The sequence below is a fragment of the Oleiphilus sp. HI0086 genome (assembly GCF_001635225.1).
Genome location: NZ_LWFZ01000738.1, coordinates 1 through 3,590, shown reverse-complemented (window position 1 = coordinate 3,590; position 3,590 = coordinate 1). Strand labels below are relative to the sequence as shown.

At 44.1% G+C, this 3,590-nt stretch carries 5 protein-coding genes; 1 reads left to right on the top strand and 4 read right to left on the bottom strand.

The genetic code is table 11. The features are described from left to right. Positions 1 to 627 (top strand): methylated-DNA--[protein]-cysteine S-methyltransferase (locus tag A3756_RS12390; protein WP_156490443.1); only part of this gene is annotated, 627 nt, incomplete at its 5' end. Here A3756_RS12390 and A3756_RS12385 read toward each other — a convergent pair. The 4 genes from A3756_RS12385 to A3756_RS12370 form a co-directional block, all read right to left on the bottom strand. Then, entirely contained in the window at positions 610 to 1,329 is a 720-nt protein-coding gene (locus tag A3756_RS12385) for an SGNH/GDSL hydrolase family protein (protein ID WP_068513558.1), read from the bottom strand. The genes A3756_RS12390 and A3756_RS12385 overlap by 18 nt on opposite strands. Positions 1,330 to 1,350: 21 nt before the next feature. Further along, complete coding sequence (locus A3756_RS12380; RefSeq protein WP_068508062.1) at positions 1,351 to 1,719, bottom strand: response regulator; 369 nt, start codon at positions 1,717 to 1,719, stop codon at positions 1,351 to 1,353. Positions 1,720 to 2,036: 317 nt separating this feature from the next. After that, positions 2,037 to 3,296, bottom strand: a complete 1,260-nt coding sequence (locus A3756_RS12375; protein WP_068553598.1) for an HD-GYP domain-containing protein — start codon at positions 3,294 to 3,296, stop codon at positions 2,037 to 2,039. A 152-nt stretch (positions 3,297 to 3,448) separates the two neighbouring features. Further along, positions 3,449 to 3,590 (bottom strand): ATP-binding protein (locus A3756_RS12370; protein ID WP_197481291.1); only part of this gene is annotated, 142 nt, incomplete at its 5' end.

The following is a 3,590-nucleotide window of genomic DNA, read 5'->3' as shown; positions in this document are numbered from 1 at the left end:
TCCGCTTACAACAGCGGCTTAAGCGGGAGTGGCCGACTTCACGATCTGATGGTTCAGTGTAAAAGCGTGACACCTGGCGAATATAAAAGTGGTGGCCAAGGCGTTCAAATAGACTATGGCTTTCACCCCTCTCCCTTCGGTTATTGTCTGCTAGCTCTGACTCAACGAGGCTTATGCAAATTGGCATTTCTTGACTCACTGGAGCTTCAAGCAGAAGGTTTGGCTGAGATGAAGCGCGAGTGGCCACATGCTGAACTAAAGCAAAACCAAGCGAGCACATTAACTACCCTAAAACGTATTTTCGACTCTGGACCAGCAAACGAGAACAAGTTGAACTTGCTCTGCAAAGGAACGCCTTTCCAACTGTTGGTATGGGAGGCCTTACTGAAGATTCCTGAAGGCGAGTTGCGCTCTTATCAACAGGTTGCTGAGCAAATCAATCAACCAAATACTACCAGAGCCGTCGCTTCAGCCATTGCGAAGAACAATATTGCCTATTTGATTCCCTGTCACCGGGTCATTAGAAGTACGGGGGAGATTAATCAATATCGCTGGGGAGCAGAACGCAAAAAAGCGATGATCAGCCTGGAATGCTGCTCGACGATACCTTCAACGCTGGGGCAATAAACAACGCTCTTTAAAGTGCTCAAGTAAAGCTTCTGACCATAAGCGGTAAGCCTGCGCACTGGGATGGAAGCCATCACTGGCAAAGAACTCTTTTTGCATAGGAAACTGAACACTAACAAAAGCTAAAGCCTCATCTAGTGCTGCCTGTTCGTTCAAAGCACTATTCATTGCACGAGAACGACGCCCCAAAAACCAGCGAAGTGGCTGAGGTAGAGCCGGAAATTCATGCATGGGAGGTACACTGCTCAAGAAGATATGACGCGCTTGAAACTTGTCTTGAAGCAGCAGTTTTAACTCTCTTTGCTGCTCTAGCCAGTGTTTCAGTCGTGTCCCGCCGGTTATATCATTGACACCTAAGGAAGTAATGACAACATCGGTTTTAAAAGCCTCAAGCGCATGTAGGCGCTCTAGCATCTCAGATGTCTTCAAGCCTGTTTCGGCTAAAAGGCGCCACTCGATAGCGCGGTACTGCGACAGTTTCGACACCAGCTGCCCTAAAAGCGCATCGTTCTGACTATCAACGCCAACACCTGCAGCAGCTGAGTCACCTAGAATTAAGATGCGCAAAGGCTCCCCGTTACCTAAAATACCTTCACGGCTACCTTCAGGCTCAGGAAGTTTAGGCGTCACTTTTTTAGTATAGATTCCCTGCGGAACGAGAATAGGTGACAAAGCCAGGGTGAGAAGAGCATCATCGATCATAATGGCAAGAATTGCTAAGACTTAGGCAATATCCAACAGCTTTTCTATGGCTGGTTTGAAGCGCTGAGGACTCAAGGGCTTTAGAATCCAACCAGTTATACCGGTATCTTTACCTACTTTTTTCAGCCTAGGGTCTGACTCAGTTGTTAGCATCAAAATAGGCGTTTCTTTGTAAGACTCCATATTCCTCAATGCAATGGCTAAATCAATTCCCTTCATATTAGGCATATTGTGGTCTGTGATCACTAGGTCAAAGTTCTGCTTTTTCGCCAAGTCGAGCGCTTCCAAGCCATCCTCAGCTTCGACTATTTTCAAACGTTCATCCTTTAAAACAAAGGTAACCATTTCACGAACGGTAGAAGAGTCTTCAACAATTAAAATAGATCTCATTTTTCAGGCTCAGTATTAAAAGTAAATATTCGGTGAGGTGCACAACTCACTTAAGTTTAGCAGCTCTTTCAAGGGTAAAACATAAATCTTCAATGATTGGTTTACTGAGCCCCAAACGCTTAATGTATTTATAGTTGGTTTAAGTGCTGCAAAGGAGCAATGAGCTGTAGCAGAAGAAATCAATCACAACGCAGTAAAAGGGTTCACAACATGGCCGAGAAAGCGTCTAAGGGCGCAAAACAAACTTCTAAGACTGCCGCAAGACTGTTAGCGCTTTCGTCATTCCTTCAAAGTTCAGTACCAGGCTTTAAGGTTTATTACTGTACTGCAAGGCCAAAGTTTAAGCCTTTGGCCTTGTATTCCTTAAGCTGAACGCCAAAGGCCCCGTCTGTATATATTTCTTTAACTCGAAGCGGCTTACCATGCTGATCTTTTTGCTCATTACTTAGATCAACAATCCGTTCAGCACAGCTTTTCTTCTCAGTATTCCTGACAATAATCAGTTTGGGGCGAAGCTTATTGTTTCTTTGGCACGATAGGATAATACCAACTTCGCCATTGGTCAGCTCAACAATATGCCCCGGTGGATAAATTCCTACTAAGCGAATAAAAGCTCGAACAATTTCCTCATCAAACTGCTGGCCACGACAATCGTAAAGAATACGCAAACCTTCCAATGTCGAACGTGCATCACTATAAACCCGGTCACTGGTAATGGCATCGAAAGCATCCACCACGCTAACAATTTTAGCGAAGAAAGGAATCTTTTCAGCAGTCACCCCCCTTGGGTAACCCTTACCATTGAGATGTTCATGATGACAATACGCAACATCAACCGCGACCGGAGGCACGTCTGATTTAGACATCAGCAGCTTGCGACCATGTGTCGCATGTTCCTTGACGAGTTCATATTCCTCGGAATTTAAGGATCCTTCTTTATTCAGCACCTCGATGGGTATATTAATCTTTCCCACATCATGCAGCATCGCCGCAACGCCTAGGTCTTCAAGCTCCTTTTCCAGCAGCTCCAGCTCACGCCCAAGTGCAACAGCCATGATAGATACACGTAAACTGTGTTCTGCCGTGTAATCATCTTTGTCTTTAATCTGAGTTAGCCAGAGCATGGCATTAGGGTTTTTTAGTACGCTTTTCACGCAACTTTTAACAGCTGTTTTTACCTCAGTGGTATTTATCTCCTGAGATAGACGGAGGGCACTAAGGGCATGATCAACTGTCTTCTTCGCATAGTCATAGTCAGATACGGCGACAGCCAACTCTCGTTCAACAGGTACTTTATAAATCCGGCGACTTTTGACATCAGTACGATTCTTTCGTTTTTCCCTATAAGTAATTTCTGTCTGAGTCACATCTATATAAACATATTCACAATACTCATTCAGTTGATCGATCTCTTCTTCACTGCTAATCAGAAAACCTTGAAACAGAAACGGGGTATCAACCCAAGGTCTATCCAATTCTACAACATACATACCAACACGAAGCTCAGTCGTCGCTATCTTTTCGCGAACCAATTTCTTATTGATATTGTAATGGTTGTAATTGTGCTCACCGATCATCCAGGTGCCCTCTACAGTTTATTGACCTTGTTAGTTTAGCCTATAAAAACACTAGTGTTAATTTGCATGTAAAACTGACCCGGCTTTTGCACTTAATTTTGACCCGCCTGAGAGGCCAGATTATGGCCTGAACTTTTCTTTTATTTCCAGTTTTAAATTCGTTTATTAGTAGATTCTTTGTAGCGGTAACTTTCGTTACCTGTTTCAATGATGTGACAGTGATGCGTTAGTCGATCAAGTAATGCGGTTGTCATCTTTGCGTCACCGAAGACTTGGCTCCACTCTGAAAAGCTT

Excerpts from the sequence above, each read along its gene's own strand:
- A3756_RS12385 (WP_068513558.1), bottom strand. The coding sequence starts at position 1,329 with ATGATCGATGATGCTCTTCTCACCCTGGCTTTGTCACCTATTCTCGTT.
- A3756_RS12380 (WP_068508062.1), bottom strand. The coding sequence starts at position 1,719 with ATGAGATCTATTTTAATTGTTGAAGACTCTTCTACCGTTCGTGAAATG.
- A3756_RS12375 (WP_068553598.1), bottom strand. The coding sequence starts at position 3,296 with ATGATCGGTGAGCACAATTACAACCATTACAATATCAATAAGAAATTG.